The sequence below is a fragment of the Streptomyces sp. NPDC025793 genome, from assembly GCF_055558375.1.
The window spans coordinates 607,302-623,572 of record NZ_JBVHMR010000001.1 but is presented as its reverse complement, the minus strand read 5'-3'; the positions used below and the strand labels follow the sequence as shown (position 1 = coordinate 623,572).

Genomic DNA, 16,271 nt, shown 5'->3' with positions numbered 1-16,271 from the left:
CTCGCCCCGGGAGTCAGAGGCCATGTATACCTGTTAGGTATGGGCGATACTAGGGTCTGGAGCACATTGTGAGCAGACAGGAGGACAGCACGAGTGCGCCTTGCCCTCCTGGCACTCCTCGCCCGCGGCCCCGCCCACGGCTACGAGCTGAAGCAGGACCTTGAGCAACTGCTGGGCTCCGCGTACCCTCAGCCCAACGTCGGCCAGATCTACGTCACCCTCGGCCGCCTGGAGAAGTCCGGGCTGATCGAGGGCGAGGACGTCGAGCAGTCCAGCCGGCCCAACAAGAAGGTCTACCACCTCACCGACGCCGGGCGGGAGGCGCTGCACGTCTGGTTCGAGGAGACCGAGGACGAGCCGCGGGTGCGGGACGAGTTCTTCATGAAGCTCGCTCTCGCCCCGCAGACCGGCCTCGTCGACCAGATCGCCCTCATCAACAAGCAGCGGCGCCAGTACCTCAACACCATGCGCAGCCTGTCGAAGCTGGCCGCGGCCGAGAACCGGGACAACCGAATCGCCCAGTTGCTGATCGAGGGCGCGATGCTGCATCTGCAGGCCGACCTCGACTGGCTGGAGCGGTGCCAGGAGGAACTGGAATGAGCGAGGACCGTGTTCCGGTGCTCCGCGCCGAGGGCCTGGTCAAGACCCACCACGGCGAGGGCGCGCCCGCGCACGCCGTCCGCGGGGTCGACCTGAGCGTGGCCCGGGGCGAGTTCGTGGCGATCACCGGTCCGTCCGGCGCCGGGAAGTCGACACTGCTGCACCTGCTGGGCGGGCTCCAGCGGCCGGACGAGGGCAGCATCTGGCTGGACGGCCGGTGCACGGACTCGTTCGGCGAGGCGCGCTGGGCGGTGGAACGCCGCAAGGCCATCGGGATCGTCTTCCAGTTCTTCAACCTGGTCTCGAACCTGTCCGTCGCCGACAACGTCGAACTGCCCGCCCTGCTCGCGGGCACCCCGCCGAAGCAGGCCCGCGCCGAGCGCGAGGCGCTGCTGGCCGAGCTGGGCCTCGCGGGCAAGGAGCGCGGCATGCCGGGCGAGCTGTCCGGCGGTGAGCAGCAGCGGGTCGCCCTCGCCCGGGCCCTGGTCAACCATCCGCCGCTGCTGCTGGCCGACGAGCCCGCGGGCAGCCTGGACAGCAAGGGCACCCGCGAGGTGATGCGGCTGCTGTCCCGCTTCCACGCACGCGGCCAGACGATCGTGCTGGTCACCCATGACGCCCGGCTGGCGAGCGCCGCGGACCGGGTGATCAGCTTCTTCGACGGCCGGATAGCGGACGACGCCGCGCTGGACGGTGCGCCGCCGCGCCGCGCCGGCATCTCCGGCGTGCTGGAGCTGAAGGACTGACCGTGCTGGATCTCAGGGACGTGCGGGCCACCCTGCGCTGGGCGCACTCCGACCTGCGGACGCATCGCGGCGAGGCGCTGTTCCTCGTGCTGGCCACCGCCGGCATCGTCGCCTCGCTGCTGCTGGCCGCCGCCCTGTTCGGCTATGCGACCAACCCCTGGCAGCGGACCTTCGCCGAGGCGCGCGGGGCGCACGTGTGGATCCACACCGCGTCGTCCGCGGACACCGGCAGGCTCGCCCGGCTGGACGGCGTCGCGTCCGTCGCCGGCCCCTATCGCACCGAGTCCGTCACCGTCGCCTCACGCGGCGCCCGTGCCTCCGTGGAGCTGCGCGGCACCGCACAGCTGCCCTCCGTCGGCCGGCCGCTGCTCACCGCCGGACACTGGCTGGATCCGGCCGAGCCGGACGGCGTGGTGCTGGAGAGCGGCCTCGCGCGTGCCCTGCTGGCCGAGCCCGGAGACACCCTCACGCTGCCCGGCACTCGTCGCACCCTGACCGTCGAGGGCGTCGCCGACAGCGCCGAGCCGTCCTACAGCCCCGGCGAGCAGCCGGGCCTGGTCTGGGCCCGGCCGGCCGCGCTGCGGGCGCCCGGCGGCCAGGTCATCGGGCTGCGGCTCGGCGATCCGGCCGACACGGACTACGCGGTGCAGCGCGCCGTCACCGTGCTGGGCGCGGGCGCGGTCGGCGAGGTCTCCACCTGGCAGCAGGCCCGCGCCGCGGCACAGGGGGACAACCGCCTGCTCGGGCAGGTGCTCGGCCTGTTCGGACTCGGCGCGCTGATCGCCGCCGGACTCGCCGTGCACGGGGCGATCGCCACCCGGATCCGCGGCCATCTGCGCGACCTGTCGGTGCTGAAGGCGATCGGCTTCACCCCCGGCCAGGTCGTCCGGATCTTCCTGCTCCAGCACCTCGCCTACGCCCTGCTCGGCGCCGTGGCCGCCGCCGCCCTCACCCAGACGCTGGGCAGCCGGATCCCCGGGCGGCTCGGCGACGCCGTGGGCGTGTGGCAGGGGCTGCCGGGACATGCCATGGCGCTGTTGGCGGTGCCCGTCGGCGCGGTGCTGTTCATCGGCCTGACCACGGGCCTCGCGGCCTGGCGGGCCGGACGGGTGCCGCCGGTCCCGGTGCCGCGCCCGGCCGCGGCGACGGGCGGACGGCTCACCGGCCCGGCCCGGCGGGCGCTCGGAATGCGTCTGCCGGCCGCGCTGGTCCTCGGCCTTCACAAGCTGCTGACGGGGCGCGGACGCTCGCTGACCACCGTGGCCCGTCTCACCCTGCCGTTGCTGCTGATCGTGGTGGCGCTCAGCGCATGGACCACGATCGACCGGTTCCACACCGACCCGGCCCGGGTCGGTCTGCCCACCTCGCTCACGGTCCGCACGGACGGCACACCGGCGCCGGCGGACCTGCGGTCCCTGCTGGCCGGCGACTCCCGCGTCGCCGCCGTCTATCCGGGCGTCGAACTGGCCGCGCTGGTACCCGGGCAGACCGCGACCATCGCCCTGCGCGGTCTCGGCACCGACGCCCGCCCCTACCCCTACGCCCTCGCCGAGGGCCGCGCCGCGCACGGACCGGACGAGGCGGTGGCCGGGCAGGGGCTGCTGGACCTGCTGCACGCGCGGGTCGGCGACTGGGTACGGATGACGGTCGGCGACCGGCCGCAGATCCTGCACATCGTCGGCCGCAGCATCGAACCGCAGAACGCCGGCCGGGTCGCCACGGCCTCCCTGGACACCCTCCGCGAGAACGACCCGCACCTGGCCCCGGCCTTCTACGAGCTGCGGCTGCGCCCGGACGCCGACCCGCACCGGGTGGCCGCCGCGCTCACCACCGCCGGCCGGGGCCACCTCGACGTGCACGCCGTGACCAACCCGGCCGACGGGCTCTCCCCGCTGCGCGCGGTCGTCGCCGGGCTGATCGCCGTACTCGCCCTCATCGGGCTGGTGGAGCTGCTGACCGCGATCGGCGGCAGCGTCCGGGAGGGCGAGCGCGACGTGCTCGCCTTCAAGGCGATCGGCATGTCCCCGCGGCAGATCACCGCGATCACCGTCACGGCCACGAGCGCCACGGCCCTGGCCGCGACGCTCACCGCCACGGCCCTCGGCCTGCCACTGGCCCGCCGGCTCATCGACGCCCAGGGCGCCTCCAGCGGAATCGGCGCGGGGATCGCCCGCTCCCCCTCCCCCGGACTGCTCCTCGCACTGGGCACGGCCACCGTCCTGGGAGCAGCCGGACTCGCCGCACTCCCCGCCACCCGCACGGCACGCCGACGACTCGCGGACACGCTGAGCGCGGTGGCCTGAGCCGACGCCCGGCCCTGCGCGGACCCGGCGATCGCCGGGAGCGCACGGGAGCCGGTCGGCCGCGGCGCGGTCGGCTCCCGTGCGTACCGGGTCGGCTGTGTGCAGCCGGTTCAGCTGTGTGTGCCTGCCGGCTGTACGCCGGTCAGCTACGACCGCGCAGGGCGCGGTACTTGGCGACCAGGGCCTTGGTCGAGGCGTCCAGGCCCGGCACCTCCGCGCCCTCGGTCAGGGCGGGCTCGACGCGCTTGGCGAGGACCTTGCCCAGTTCCACGCCCCACTGGTCGAAGGAGTCGATGTTCCACACCGCACCCTGCACGAAGACCTTGTGCTCGTAGAGGGCGACGAGCTGGCCGAGGACGGACGGGGTGAGCGCCCTGGCCAGGATGGTCGTGGTCGGCCGGTTGCCCTGGAAGGTCTTGTGCGCGACCAGCTCCTCGGCCACCCCCTCCGCGCGGACCTCCTCGGCGGTCTTGCCGAAGGCGAGGGCCTGGGTCTGGGCGAAGAAGTTGGCCATCAACAGGTCGTGCTGCGCCCGGAGTTCACCGCTCAGCTCGGCCACCGGCTCGGCGAAGCCGATGAAGTCCGCCGGGATCAGCTTCGTGCCCTGGTGGATCAACTGGTAATAGGCGTGCTGCCCGTTGGTGCCCGGCGTGCCCCACACCACCGGACCGGTCTGCCACTCCACCTCCTTGCCGTCGCGCGCCACGTACTTGCCGTTGGACTCCATGTCCAGCTGCTGGAGATACGCGGTGAACCGGGAGAGGTAGTGGCTGTAGGGCAGGACGGCGTGCGACTGGGCGTCGTGGAAGTTGTCGTACCAGATGCCCAACAGGCCCAGCAGCAGTGGCACGTTGGTCTCGGCGGGGGCGGTGCGGAAGTGCTCGTCGACCAGGTGGAAGCCGTCGAGCATCTCGCGGAAGCGGTCCGGGCCGATCGCGATCATCAGGGACAGGCCGATCGCGGAGTCGTACGAGTAACGGCCGCCGACCCAGTCCCAGAACTCGAACATGTTGGCCGTGTCGATGCCGAACTCGGCGACCTTCCCGGCATTGGTCGACAGGGCGACGAAGTGCTTGGCCACCGCCGCATCGTCACCGAGCGCGGCCACCAGCCAGCTGCGGGCGGAGGTGGCGTTGGTGATCGTCTCGATCGTGGTGAAGGTCTTGGAGGCGATGATGAACAGCGTCTGGGCGGGGTCGAGGTCGCGGATGGCCTCGTGCAGGTCGGCGCCGTCCACGTTGGAGACGAAGCGGACCCTGAGATCACGGTCGGTGAAGCTGCGCAGCACCTCGTAGGCCATCGCGGGGCCGAGGTCGGAGCCGCCGATGCCGACGTTGACCACGTTCTTGATGCGCTTGCCGGTGTGGCCGGTCCACGCGCCGGAGCGGACGCGGTCGGCGAAGTCGCTCATCTTGTCGAGGACGGCGTGCACCTTGGGGACGACGTTCTCGCCGTCGACCTCGATCACGGCGTCGCGCGGGGCGCGCAGCGCGGTGTGCAGCACGGCGCGGTCCTCGGTGACGTTGATCTTCTCGCCCCGGAACATGGCGTCCCGCAGGCCGAAGACGTCCGTGGCGTCGGCCAGCTCGCGCAGCAGCCGCAGCGTCTCGTCGGTGACCAGGTGCTTCGAGTAGTCGACGTACAGGTCGCCGACCTGGAGCGTGTATCCCGCACCGCGCCCGGGTTCGGCGGCGAACAGCTCCCTGAGATGGGTGTCGGCCAGCTCCTCCCGGTGCTTGGCGAGAGCCGTCCACTCGGGCGTCTGGTTGAGCCTGGTCCGGCCGTCTGCGTTCATTTCCGACCTCAGCCTTCTTTCCTGCACCTGTCGCGTCCCAACCTAGTTGATCAGGACATGGGACGAGCGGACACAATGCTGTCCGCACGGTCAACAACAGGTACGTCCGTGCGACGCGCCGGTGTCGGTACCGCGTACAGACGGCACAGGAGGAGGCAGAGCGGGAGGCAGCAGCTCCGCCCCGGCACCAGCGCAGGTGCCCGGCCGGTCGCAATGCCTAGATCTCGCCCCGCAGTTTGGCGAGCGCCTCGGCGAGGATCGCCTCGCCGTCCGCGTCGCTGCGCCGCTCCCGCACATAGGCGAGGTGCGTCTTGTAGGGCTCGGTGCGCGGCGGGTCCGGCGGATTGTCCCGGTCCTGGCCGGCGGGGAAGCCGCAGCGCGGGCAGTCCCAAGTCTCGGGAACCTGAGCGTCGCTGGCGAAGCTCGGCTGCGTCTCGTGTCCGTTGGAGCACCAGAAGGAGATGCGCAGACGGGGCGCGGACTCGCCACGCTCGGCCTCGCCCATCGGCCCCGCCCCGACCCGGCTTCCTCGGATCGCGTTGCCACTTGCCACGGTCGTAACTCCCTGCGTGATGGTGCCGCGAAGCGAGTCGGCGTTCCGCTTCGCTGCAAGCGCCTCAGTCTACGTAAGGCCCAACGCGCGTCCAGTGATTGGAGTTACAAGCCCCACACCAAGACGCAAGCCCCATGATAGGCCGCGCTCAGGAGCGCGTACCGAACATGGGGCCTTACCTGCCGAATAGGCGTGATGTGTGTGCTGTGCGCGGGCGCACGGACGCGTCAGCTGTTCGACTTCATCAGCATGCCGAGGACGATGATGCACGCGAACCAGCACACGCCGACCACGATGGTGATCCGGTCGAGGTTGCGCTCGGCGACCGAGGAGCCGCCGACGGAGGACTGCATGCCGCCACCGAACATGTCGGAGAGGCCGCCGCCCTTCCCCTTGTGCATCAGCACCAGCAGCATCAGCAGCAGGCTGAAGACGATCAGGGCGATCGAGAACCCCAAAACCACGGCTGGACCAACTTCCTCGGATACGGATGGACGACTTCGGAGGGACGACGGGGGCACAGCGCACCGGCTGTGCCCCCGCAAGGGTACGACGTATCGCCGCTACCGCCTACTCACAGTGTGTGTCACTGATCGCGGAAGCGCACGATCTTGACGAACTCGTCGGCGTCCAGCGAGGCACCGCCGACCAGGGCGCCGTCGATGTCGGCCTGCGCCATGATCTCGGCGACGTTGCCCGACTTCACGGAACCGCCGTACTGGATGCGGATCTTGTCGGCCACGTCCTGCGAGTAGAGCTCGGCGAGCTTGGCACGGACGGCGGCGCAGACCTCCTGCGCGTCCTGCGAGCCGCAGACCTTGCCGGTGCCGATGGCCCATACGGGCTCGTAGGCGACCACGATCGTCTCGGCCTGCTCGGCCGTGACGTCCTTCAGACCGCCCTCCAGCTGGGCGAGGGTGTGGGTGACGTGGTTGCTCGCCTCGCGGACGTCCAGCTCCTCGCCGACGCACAGGATCGGGGTGAGGCCGTGTTTGTAGGCAGCCTTGACCTTGGCGTTGACGACCTCGTCGGTCTCGTCGTGGTACTGACGGCGCTCGGAGTGGCCGATGACCACGTACGTGCACTTCAGCTTGGACAGCATCGGGCCGGAGATCTCGCCGGTGTAGGCACCGGAGTCGTGCTGCGAGATGTCCTGGGCACCGTACTTGATCTTGAGCTTGTCGCCGTCGACCAGAGTCTGCACGGAGCGCAGGTCGGTGAAGGGCGGCAGGACGGCGACCTCGACGGCCTCGTAGTCCTTGTCGGCCAGGGCGAAGGCGAGCTTCTGGACGTGTGCGATGGCCTCCAGGTGGTTGAGGTTCATCTTCCAGTTGCCCGCCATCAGCGGCGTGCGGGTGGTCATACGGGGTCAGTCCTCCAGTGCGGCGAGGCCGGGGAGCGTCTTGCCCTCAAGGTATTCGAGGGAGGCACCGCCACCGGTCGAGATGTGGCCGAACGCGTTCTCGTCGAAGCCGAGCGTACGCACGGCCGCGGCGGAGTCACCACCGCCGACGACGGTGAAGCCCTTGGACTCGACGAGGGCCTGGGCGACCGCCCTGGTGCCCTCGGCGTAGTCGGGGTGCTCGAAGACGCCCATGGGGCCGTTCCAGAAGACGGTGGCGGCGTCGGCGAGCTTCGAGGCGTAGAGCTTGCGGGTCTCCGGACCGATGTCCAGGCCCTCCTGGTCGGCCGGGATGGCGTCCGCGGCGACGGTGGTGGGGTTGGCCGGGGCCTTCGTCTTCAGGTCCGGGAACTCCGGCGAGACGAGGACGTCGACGGGGAGCACCAGCTCGACGCCGTTCTTCTCGGCGCGCTCCATGTACTCCGTGACGGCCGGGATCTGGTCCTCCTGGAGGAGGGAGATGCCGACCTCGTGGCCCTTGGCCTTGAGGAAGGTGTACGCCATGCCGCCGCCGATGAGCAGGCGGTCGGCCTTGCCGAGGAGCTCGTCGATGACGGCGAGCTTGTCGGAGACCTTGGCGCCGCCGAGCGCGACGACGTAGGGGCGCTTGACGTCCTCGGTGAGCTTCTTCAGGACGCCGACCTCGGTGGCGATGAGGTAGCCGGCGTGGTGCGGCAGCTTCTTCGGCAGGTCGTAGACCGAGGCGTGCTTACGGTGCACGGCACCGAAGCCGTCACCGACGTAGACGTCGGCGAGGGCGGCCAGCTGGTCCGCGAAGGCGTCGCGCTCGGCGTCGTCCTTGGACGTCTCGCCGGGGTTGAAGCGCAGGTTCTCGATGACCGCGACCTGGCCGGGCTGGAGGCCGTCGACCGCGTCGTGGGCGGCGGGGCCGACGGTGTCCTGGGCGAAGGCGACCGGGGCGCCGAGCAGCTCGCCGAGGCGTTCGGCGGCGGGCAGCAGCGAGAAGGCGGGGTCCGGTGCGCCCTTGGGCCGGCCCAGGTGCGAGGCGACGACCACCTTGGCGCCGGCCTCGGCAAGGGCCTTGATGGTGGGCAGGACGGCTCGGATACGGCCGTCGTCGGTGATGGTCGCGCCGTCCAGCGGCACGTTGAGGTCGGCGCGGACGAAGACCCGCTTGCCGCTCACGCCGGCGGCGAGAAGTTCGTCGATCGTCTTCATTGAGTGGACTCCAAAGGAGGGCTCGTGGTGCACCTGATCGTAAAAGGACGCTGTCCGGGCGTGGGACAGGGCCCGGACAGCGCGTCCCTGCGCTGCCCGGGCCCTGCTCTCACTTCAAGGTGTGCTTCGACGATCAGAGCTGGCTGCCGACGAAGACCGTGAGGTCCACGAGGCGGTTGGAGTAGCCCCACTCGTTGTCGTACCAGCCGATGACCTTCACGTTCTTGCCCTCCTGGACCATGGTCAGGGAGGAGTCGAAGGTGCAGGACGCCGGGGCGTTGACGATGTCGGAGGAGACGATCGGGTCCTCGGTGTAGTCGAGGAGGCCCTTCAGCTCGCCCTCGGCGGCCTTCTGGAAGGCGGCGTTGACCTCTTCCTTGGTGACCTCGCGGCCGAGCTCGACGACCAGGTCGGTGACCGAGCCGGTCGGGACCGGGACGCGCATGGCGATGCCGTCCAGCTTGCCCTTGAGCTGCGGGAGCACCAGGGCGGTGGCCTTGGCGGCACCGGTGGTGGTCGGGATGATGTTCTCGGCGGCGGCACGGGCGCGGCGCAGGTCCTTGTGCGGGAAGTCCAGGATGCGCTGGTCGTTCGTGTACGCGTGCACCGTGGTCATCAGACCCTTGACGATGCCGAAGTTCTCGTCGAGGACCTTCGCCATCGGGGCCACACAGTTGGTGGTGCAGGAGGCGTTGGAGATGACGTGGTGGTTCGCCGGGTCGTACTTGTCCTGGTTGACGCCCATCACGATGGTGATGTCCTCGTCCTTGGCCGGGGCCGAGATGAGGACCTTCTTCGCGCCGCCGGCGATGTGCTTGGCGGCGTCTTCCTTCTTGGTGAAGATGCCGGTCGACTCGATGACGATGTCGACGCCCAGCTCGCCCCAGGGGATGTCGGCCGGGTTGCGCTCGGAGAGCACCTTGATGGTGTGGCCGTCCACGGTGATGGTGTCGGCGGTGTGGGAGACCTCTGCCTTGAGGCGGCCCAGGATCGTGTCGTACTTGAGCAGGTGCGCGGTGGTCGCCGTGTCACCCAGGTCGTTGACAGCCACAACCTCGATGTCGGCACCCTGCTCCAGCAGCGCGCGGAAGTAGTTACGACCGATGCGGCCGAAGCCGTTGATGCCTACGCGGATCGTCACGAACCGATCTCCTCGTTGGTACGCCGGCCATGCGGTGCCGGCGAGCTCTGTTTGGGATGTCCCCGACCACCACCGACCCTACCTCTCTGGAAGCCCTGGGGTGACATCGAGATGCCCCATACACGGGCAGGCGTTCCGTACCCGCCAGTAGAGGTACGGACCGCCTCGGATCGACTGTTGTTTTGCCCGTATTCGATATGAAATGCCGGGCAATTTTTACTCCGACTTCACTCGTTCGTGAGCGGGTCGGCTCACTTGATCAGCACCCACGAGGGGCGCGTTTGCGCACCGTTGAGAGGGCTCCCGCTCACCTGTTGGAACAAGGCGGGCGAGATCTGTCAACGTGGCGGCCCTCACGCCCCCGAGCCCCGCCGCGTACGTCCGGAACAGCGCCCGGTACGCGTCCGCTCCTTCCACGCGGCCGGGCTGCCGACGGGCGGTCCGGCAAAGCGCCTCACCCGCACCATCGACCTCACCGGTGTCAGCGCCGCCGGTGAGACGTCGCAGGGCGCCCGGCGCATGCGCATGCGGGTGCGGGTGCGGGTGCGGGTGTGGGGTACGGTCAATCCCCCCTGCTACAGCGGCAGTTGGACGCCGGCCGGGGTGGTGCCTCCAGGGGCTCACGCGCCGGGAAGGCGAACGTGGCATCGCTGCCCGCATGGATGCGCCACCGCCACTCCAAGGAGTGAAGCCTGAGCCGACGGCATTGCCGGGGCCGTGCGCTCCGGAGACATTCGGCCCGTCGCCACTCTCCCCCGTGAACCACACCTCGACCCGGTCGCCCGGAACGCCGTCCCGCACTGTGGCCCGGTACTCGTCGAAGGACAGATCGCCCTCGCCGCCGTCGACGCGCGCCCCGGGAGTACGACGTGGGGAACGCGGCCGGGGCGACGTCGGCGGCGCTCGGACCGCCCGCGGAGGACGGCCGGTCCGGGTGTACGGCGGACTCGGCGACGGAGAGCGCGAAGCGGACGTTGTGAACATCGCGACGCCGTTGACGTCGGAGGGGTGCCCGTCCTCCTCGCCGTCGGTGGTGTACAGCTCCGAGGAGACCTGGGAACAGCGCGCCGAGGATGACTGGATCGCCGGGCGTGGCGACGAGCGCCTTGTAGAGGTCGTCGCCCTGGCAGGTCTCACTTGCGGGGTCCGGGGACGAACCCTCGTCGTCGTAGCCCCACTTCGTCACCGTTGACGTCCCGTTCCTTGCCGACTCCTTCGCCGGGGCGACGGTGATCCGCGATGGCCCGCCATGACGGCGAACGAACTCGTCAGGGTCATGGCACTTCACGAGGGGCGGTTTCGTGCGGGTCGGTGGGTGTGAGAAAGCCGGTGCCGGGGTCTCGACTGGAGCCCGGCACCGGCGTGTTGAGCGTGCGCCGGTCAGCCGGCCAGGTTGTCCGCCAGCTCCTCGCTGAGGTTGGCCTCCGTGCTCGGGATGCCCAGGTCGGCGGCGCGCTTGTCGGCCATCGCCAACAGGCGGCGGATCCGGCCCGCGACCGCGTCCTTGGTCAGCGGCGGGTCGGCGAGCGCGCCCAGCTCCTCCAGCGAGGCCTGCTTGTGCTCCATGCGCAGCCGGCCGGCGGCCGCGAGGTGCTCGGGCACCTCCTCGCCGAGAATCTCCAGGGCCCGCTGCACCCGCGCCCCGGCTGCCACGGCGGCGCGGGCCGAGCGGCGCAGGTTGGCGTCGTCGAAGTTGGCGAGCCGGTTGGCCGTGGCCCGCACCTCGCGGCGCATCCGGCGCTCCTCCCAGGCCAGCACCGACTCGTGCGCACCGAGCCGGGTCAGCAGCGCGCCGATCGCGTCGCCGTCGCGAACGACCACCCGGTCCACGCCCCGCACCTCACGGGCCTTCGCGGCGATCGACAGCCGGCGGGCGGCGCCGACCAGCGCGAGCGCGGCCTCCGGACCCGGGCAGGTCACCTCCAGGGAGGAGGAACGGCCGGGCTCGGTCAGCGAGCCGTGCGCCAGGAAGGCCCCACGCCAGGCCGCCTCCGCGTCGCAGGTGGCCCCGGAGACCACCTGCGGAGGCAGACCCCGGATCGGGCGGCCCCGGCCGTCGACCAGACCGGTCTGGCGGGCCAGCTGGTCACCGCCCGCGACGACCCGTACGACATAGCGCGAGCCGCGGCGCAGTCCGCCAGGCGCCATCACGATCAGCTCGGAGCTGTGCCCGAAGATCTCCAGGATGTCCCGCTTGAGGCGGCGAGCCGCCATCGCGGTGTCCAGCTCCGCCTCGATCACGATGCGCCCGCTCACCAGGTGAAGGCCGCCGGCGAACCGCAGAATGGCGGAGACCTCCGCCTTCCTGCAACAGGTCCGGGTGACGGGGAGCCGGGAGATCTCGTCCTTCACCGCTGCCGTCATCGCCATGGGCCGATCCTTCCATGCATCCGAAAAATACGGTCGTACGCGGCGGCCAACAGCTCCGGGTCGTGCCGCGGTGAACCGTCGGTCCGGGCCACGGGCGCCAGCTCGACCGCGGCCCCCAGCCGCTTGGCGGCCTCGGTGAGCGAGTCGCGGTCGGGTACGGCGGCCTCGTCGGCCAGCACCACGTCCAGGGCGAGTTTAGGGGCGTGTCGCCCCAAAACCTCCAAATGACGCTGCGGAGAGAAGCCCTCGGTTTCTCCCGGCTGCGGAGCGAGGTTCAAGGAGAGCACCTTGCGCGCCTTGGTCTCGGTGAGGGCGTCCAGCAGCTCGGGGACGAGCAGGTGCGGGATCACCGAGGAGAACCAGGAACCGGGGCCGAGCACCACCCAGTCGGCGTCCTGGACCGCCGCCACGGCCTCGGGCACGGCCGGCGGGTCGTTCGGCACGACGTGCACCGACTGAACCTCCCCCGGCGTGAGCGCGACCGTCGCCTGCCCGCGCACGGTGTCCACGTCGTCCGGGCGCTCCGGGTCGTGCCCCTTGACGAGGGCCTGGAGCTCCAGCGGCACGGCCGACATGGGCAGCACGCGGCCGTGCGCGCCGAGCAGCTTGCCGACCAGGTCCAGGGCCTGCACATGGTCGCCGAGCTGCTCCCACAGGGCGACGATCAGCAGATTGCCGACCGCGTGCTCGTGCAGGTCGCCCTTGGACTGGAAGCGGTGCTGGATGACCCGGGCCCAGGTCTGGCCCCAGTCGTCGTCACCGCAGAGCGCGGCCAGCGCCTTGCGCAGATCGCCGGGCGGGAGCACGCCCAGCTCGTCACGCAGCCGGCCGCTGGAGCCGCCGTCGTCGGCCACGGTGACGACGGCGGTGAGGTCGCCGGTGATCCGGCGCAGTGCGGCGAGCGAGGCGGACAGGCCCATGCCGCCGCCGAGCGCGACGACCTTGGGCTGGGCGCCCCGGCGGCGGGGCCGGGCGCCGCGCGACTCGGCCGGGCGGCCGGTGCGCGACTCGGGCACCATCCGGCGCAGTCTGCTCAGCCGCGGTGTACGTTCCGTCATTCCCGTCCCATGTCCCGGTGCACGATCACCGTCTCCACGCCCTCGGCCGCGAGGCGCGCGGCGAGCTTCTCCGACATCGCCACCGAGCGATGCTTGCCGCCGGTACAGCCGATGGCGATGGTCACATACCGCTTGCCCTCGCGCCGGTAGCCGGCCGCGATGAGGCGCAGCAGCTCGGCATAGCGGTCGAGGAACTCCTTGGCGCCGGGCTGGTTGAAGACGTAGGCGGCGACCTCCTCGTTGAGGCCCGAGTACGGGCGCAGTTCGGGGACCCAGTGCGGGTTGGGCAGGAACCGCATGTCCGCGACCAGGTCGGCGTCGACCGGCAGACCGTACTTGAAGCCGAACGACATGACGGTCGCCCGCAGCTCGGGCTCCTCCTCGCCGGCGAACTGGGCGTCCATCTTGGCGCGCAGCTCGTGCACGTTGAGGCTGGAGGTGTCGATCACCAGGTCGGCGTCCCCGCGCAGCTCTCGCAGCAGCTCTCGCTCGGCGGCGATGCCGTCCACGATGCGGCCGTCGCCCTGGAGCGGATGCGGGCGGCGCACCGACTCGAAGCGGCGCACCAGCGCCTCGTCGGAGGACTCCAGGAACACGATGCGCCGGGTGACGCCCCGGGTGTCCAGGTCGGCGAGGGACTCGCGGAGGTTGTCGAAGAAGCGCCGGCCGCGCACGTCCACGACGACCGCGATCCGCGCCACGTTGCCCTGCGAGCGGGCACCCAGCTCCACCATGGTGGGGATGAGGGCGGGCGGGAGGTTGTCCACGACGAACCAGCCGAGGTCCTCCAGACATTTCGCGGCCGTCGACCGGCCCGCTCCGGACATGCCGGAGATGATCACCAGTTCGGGGATGGCCGCTTCGGGGGCCGCGGCCGCCGTGACGTCCGTACTCACCTGTGCTCCGTTTTCCTGGACCGCGTGCTGATCGCCCGCCGCGGGCTGTGGCCGGTCCCGGCCCGCTTCGTTGTGCGCCCGATCTCGCTCGGGCGTCGGGTGTGTCTCGTGCTCGGTCATGTCTCCTGCCCCCGTCGTTCGTCCGGGAGACCCGCGATCGCGGGCTCCCCCGAGGAACCGCCCGTCGTGTCGGGTTCCTCGTCTTCAATGATCTCTCCGGTCGCCGTGTTCACGGCGGGTGCGGCCGGGGCCGCCTGGGCGAGGGCCGCGGCGATGGTCTCGGCCGTCTTCCGGCCTATCCCGGGCACCTCCTGGATCTGTTCGATTGTGGCGGACCGGAGCTTCTTCACCGAGCCGAAATGCTTGATGAGCGCCTGTTTGCGGGTTTCGCCGAGGCCGGGCACGTCGTCCAGGGGGCCGGCGCGGAAGCGCTTGGCCCGTTTGACGCGCTGGTAGGTGATCGCGAAGCGGTGGGCCTCGTCCCGCACGCGCTGGAGGAGATAGAGGCCCTCGCTGGTGCGCGGCAGGACCACCGGGTCGTCCTCGCCCGGCACCCAGACCTCCTCCAGGCGCTTGGCGAGGCCGCAGACGGCGATGTCGTCGATCCCCAGCTCGTCGAGGGCGCGCCGGGCCGCCGCGACCTGCGGCTGGCCACCGTCGACGACGACGAGCTGCGGCGGGTAGGCGAACTTCTTGGGCCGGCCGTCGTCGTCCTTGAGGGAGTCGGTGATCTCGTCCGCACCGATGGGGAGGGAACCGTCGGCGGCGGCCTCCTCGCCGTCGGACCACTCCCCCGTCTTCTCCTTCTCGGCGAGGTAGCGCCTGAAGCGCCGGCTGATCACCTCGTGCATGGAGCGGACGTCGTCCTGGCCCGCGAAGCCCTTGATCTGGAAGCGGCGGTACTCGCTCTTGCGCTGGAGGCCGTCCTCGAAGACGACCATGGAGGCGACCACGTCGTCCCCCTGGAGGTGCGAGATGTCGTAGCACTCGATCCGGAGCGGGGCGCTGTCCAGGTCGAGGGCCTCGGCGATCTCCTCCAGGGCACGCGAGCGTGTGGTCAGGTCGGAGGCGCGCTTGGTCTTGTGCAGCGCCAGGGCCTGCTGGGCGTTGCGCTGCACGGTCTCCATGAGCGCCTTCTTGTCGCCACGCTGCGGGATGCGCAGCGACACGTTCGCGCCGCGGCGGCCGGCCAGCCACTCCTGGACCGGTGCGACGGGCTCGGGCAGCGCCGGGACCAGGACCTCCTTGGGGACGGCGTCCCCGGTCTCCTCGCCGTACAGCTGCTGGAGCGCGTGCTCGACGAGGGCTGCGGTGGTGACGTCCTCGACCTTGTCGGTCACCCAGCCGCGCTGGCCGCGCACCCGGCCCCCGCGCACGTGGAAGATCTGGACGGCCGCCTCCAGCTCGTCCTCCGCGACGGCGATGAGGTCGGCGTCGGTCGCGTCGGCGAGCACGACCGCGCTCTTCTCCATGGCCTTCTTCAGGGCCTCGATGTCGTCGCGCAGCCGGGCGGCCCGCTCGTACTCCATCTCCTCGGCCGCCGTCATCATCTGCTTCTCCAGGCGGCGGAGGTACGTGCCCGTGCGACCCGCCATGAAGTCGCAGAACTCCTCGGCCAGCTCCCGGTGCTCCTCGGGGCTGATCCGGTCGACACAGGGTGCCGAGCACTTGCCGATGTAGCCCAGCAGGCACGGCCGGCCGGTGCGGGCGGCGTTCTTGAAGACACCGGCCGAGCAGGTACGCACCGGGAAGACGCGCAGCAGCAGGTCGACGGTGTCCCGGATGGCCCACGCGTGCCCGTAGGGCCCGAAGTACCGCACGCCCTTCTTCTTGTGACCGCGCATCACCTGCACACGCGGGAACTCCTCGTTCATCGTCACCGCGAGGTACGGATAGCTCTTGTCGTCGCGGTACTTGACGTTGAACCGGGGGTCGTACTCCTTGATCCAGGAGTACTCCAGCTGGAGCGCCTCGACTTCCGTGGACACCACGGTCCACTCCACGGACGCGGCGGTGGTCACCATCGTCCGGGTGCGCGGGTGCAGGTTCGCCAGGTCCTGGAAGTAGTTCGCCAGGCGCTGGCGCAGGCTTTTCGCCTTTCCGACGTAGATCACCCGGCGGTGCTCGTCACGGAACCTGTACACCCCCGGAGAGTCCGGGATCTCACCCGGCCTGGGGCGGTAGCTGGAGGGGTCGGCCATGTCTCACACCCTACTGGCGAGCGCCGA

The 16,271-nt window shown here is 70.7% G+C and carries 13 protein-coding genes and 1 pseudogene; 3 read left to right on the top strand and 11 right to left on the bottom strand.

The genetic code is table 11. The features are described from left to right. Positions 1 to 93: 93 nt before the first annotated feature. The 3 genes from ACZ4MF_RS02955 to ACZ4MF_RS02945 are packed head-to-tail and all read left to right on the top strand — an operon-like array spanning position 94 to position 3,649. Positions 94 to 600, top strand: a complete 507-nt coding sequence (locus ACZ4MF_RS02955; RefSeq protein ID WP_362819014.1) for a PadR family transcriptional regulator — start codon at positions 94 to 96, stop codon at positions 598 to 600. Beyond that, positions 597 to 1,346, top strand: coding sequence for an ABC transporter ATP-binding protein (locus tag ACZ4MF_RS02950; protein ID WP_467489187.1), 750 nt, complete (start codon positions 597 to 599; stop codon positions 1,344 to 1,346). Before ACZ4MF_RS02955 ends, ACZ4MF_RS02950 begins: the two co-directional genes overlap by 4 nt. Before the next feature lie 20 nt (positions 1,347 to 1,366). Next, on the top strand, positions 1,367 to 3,649 hold the full coding sequence (locus ACZ4MF_RS02945) for an FtsX-like permease family protein (protein WP_467489480.1): 2,283 nt from the start codon (positions 1,367 to 1,369) through the stop codon (positions 3,647 to 3,649). A gap of 142 nt (positions 3,650 to 3,791) precedes the next feature. Here the strand turns inward: ACZ4MF_RS02945 and pgi are convergent, their stop codons facing one another. From pgi to uvrC, 11 genes and pseudogenes are all read right to left on the bottom strand, one after another. Continuing rightward, the gene (gene pgi, locus ACZ4MF_RS02940) at positions 3,792 to 5,444 is read right to left on the bottom strand and encodes a glucose-6-phosphate isomerase (RefSeq protein ID WP_467489185.1); all 1,653 of its coding nucleotides are present in this window, start codon (positions 5,442 to 5,444) and stop codon (positions 3,792 to 3,794) included. A gap of 217 nt (positions 5,445 to 5,661) precedes the next feature. Beyond that, on the bottom strand, positions 5,662 to 5,997 hold the full coding sequence (locus tag ACZ4MF_RS02935) for an RNA polymerase-binding protein RbpA (RefSeq protein WP_003976875.1): 336 nt from the start codon (positions 5,995 to 5,997) through the stop codon (positions 5,662 to 5,664). Positions 5,998 to 6,224: 227 nt separating this feature from the next. Then, a complete protein-coding gene (gene secG / locus ACZ4MF_RS02930; RefSeq protein WP_356021321.1) occupies positions 6,225 to 6,461 on the bottom strand; it encodes a preprotein translocase subunit SecG in 237 nt (78 codons plus the stop codon). A 122-nt stretch (positions 6,462 to 6,583) separates the two neighbouring features. After that, complete coding sequence (gene tpiA / locus ACZ4MF_RS02925; RefSeq protein WP_467489183.1) at positions 6,584 to 7,360, bottom strand: triose-phosphate isomerase; 777 nt, start codon at positions 7,358 to 7,360, stop codon at positions 6,584 to 6,586. A 6-nt stretch (positions 7,361 to 7,366) separates the two neighbouring features. Continuing rightward, positions 7,367 to 8,578, bottom strand: coding sequence for a phosphoglycerate kinase (locus ACZ4MF_RS02920; protein WP_467489181.1), 1,212 nt, complete (start codon positions 8,576 to 8,578; stop codon positions 7,367 to 7,369). Between the two features lie 133 nt (positions 8,579 to 8,711). Further along, a complete protein-coding gene (gap, locus tag ACZ4MF_RS02915; RefSeq protein ID WP_467489179.1) occupies positions 8,712 to 9,719 on the bottom strand; it encodes a type I glyceraldehyde-3-phosphate dehydrogenase in 1,008 nt (335 codons plus the stop codon). 726 nt (positions 9,720 to 10,445) lie between these two features. Continuing rightward, positions 10,446 to 10,899, bottom strand: a pseudogene (locus tag ACZ4MF_RS02910) (hypothetical protein); the annotation flags it as partial. Positions 10,900 to 11,099: 200 nt separating this feature from the next. Continuing rightward, a complete protein-coding gene (gene whiA, locus ACZ4MF_RS02905; RefSeq protein WP_356021315.1) occupies positions 11,100 to 12,089 on the bottom strand; it encodes a DNA-binding protein WhiA in 990 nt (329 codons plus the stop codon). Continuing rightward, the gene (locus ACZ4MF_RS02900) at positions 12,080 to 13,147 is read right to left on the bottom strand and encodes a gluconeogenesis factor YvcK family protein (RefSeq protein ID WP_467489177.1); all 1,068 of its coding nucleotides are present in this window, start codon (positions 13,145 to 13,147) and stop codon (positions 12,080 to 12,082) included. The genes whiA and ACZ4MF_RS02900 overlap by 10 nt, the downstream gene beginning before the upstream one ends. Beyond that, positions 13,144 to 14,163 (bottom strand): RNase adapter RapZ, encoded by a 1,020-nt coding sequence (gene rapZ, locus ACZ4MF_RS02895; RefSeq protein ID WP_467489175.1) that lies wholly within the window; start codon positions 14,161 to 14,163, stop codon positions 13,144 to 13,146. The genes ACZ4MF_RS02900 and rapZ overlap by 4 nt, the downstream gene beginning before the upstream one ends. Beyond that, entirely contained in the window at positions 14,160 to 16,244 is a 2,085-nt protein-coding gene (uvrC, locus tag ACZ4MF_RS02890; RefSeq protein WP_467489173.1) for an excinuclease ABC subunit UvrC, read from the bottom strand. The genes rapZ and uvrC overlap by 4 nt, the downstream gene beginning before the upstream one ends. Positions 16,245 to 16,271 lie beyond the last annotated feature (27 nt).